Genomic DNA, 875 nt, shown 5'->3' on the forward strand with positions numbered 1-875 from the left:
GGCTCTGCCGAACCGCGTCAGCAAGTGCCGTTTGCCTGGTCGCCGGGCTGGAACTCGCCGCAAGCCTGGAACAAGTTCCAGGACGAAGTCGGTGGTCACATCCGCGCTGGCGATCCGGGCACCCGCCTGATCGAAAGCACGGGCGATTCGCTGAACTGGTTCGCTGCCGCGCCACGTGCGTTCAACCCGACGCCGGGTACCTGGCAAGCGGTGCCGTTCTTCCACTTGTTCGGCAGCGAAGAAAACTCTTCGAAAGCCGCTCCGGTTCAGGAACGCATTCCTGCCGCTTACGTCGCACTGGCCAAATCCGAAGCGGATCGCCTGGGCGTCAACGAAGGTGCACTGCTGAGCCTGAACGTGGCCGGCCAGACCCTGCGTCTGCCGCTGCGCATCAATGAAGAACTGGGCGCAGGTCTGGTGGCATTGCCTGCGGGCATCGCCGGCATTCCACCGGCATTCGCCGGCGTATCCGTCGACGGTCTGCAGGAGGCAGCGCAATGACCTGGTTCACCCCTGAAGTGATCGATGTGATCCTGACGGTCGTCAAAGCCATCGTGATTCTGCTGGCCGTTGTGGTCGCGGGCGCGTTGCTCAGCTTTGTCGAACGTCGCCTGCTGGGTTGGTGGCAGGACCGTTACGGTCCGAACCGCGTTGGCCCGTTTGGTATGTTCCAGATCGCCGCCGACATGCTGAAGATGTTCTTCAAGGAAGACTGGACGCCACCGTTTGCCGACAAGGTGATCTTCACCCTGGCACCGGTCGTGGCCATGTCGGCCTTGCTGATTGCGTTCGCGATCATCCCGATCACCCCGACCTGGGGCGTGGCGGATCTGAACATCGGCCTGCTGTTCTTCTTCGCCATGGCCGGTCTGTAG

Annotated in this window: 2 pseudogenes; both read left to right on the top strand. The window is 62.5% G+C overall.

What is annotated here, in order from left to right:
* Window positions 1–501: pseudogene (locus ACIQVE_RS29450) on the top strand (NADH-quinone oxidoreductase subunit G); the annotation flags it as partial.
* A pseudogene (locus tag ACIQVE_RS29455) lies at window positions 498–875 on the top strand (NADH-quinone oxidoreductase subunit H); the annotation flags it as partial. The pseudogenes ACIQVE_RS29450 and ACIQVE_RS29455, both read left to right, overlap by 4 nt.

It is taken from the genome of Pseudomonas sp. NPDC098747 (assembly GCF_044760045.1).
Taxonomy (GTDB): Bacteria; Pseudomonadota; Gammaproteobacteria; order Pseudomonadales; family Pseudomonadaceae; genus Aquipseudomonas.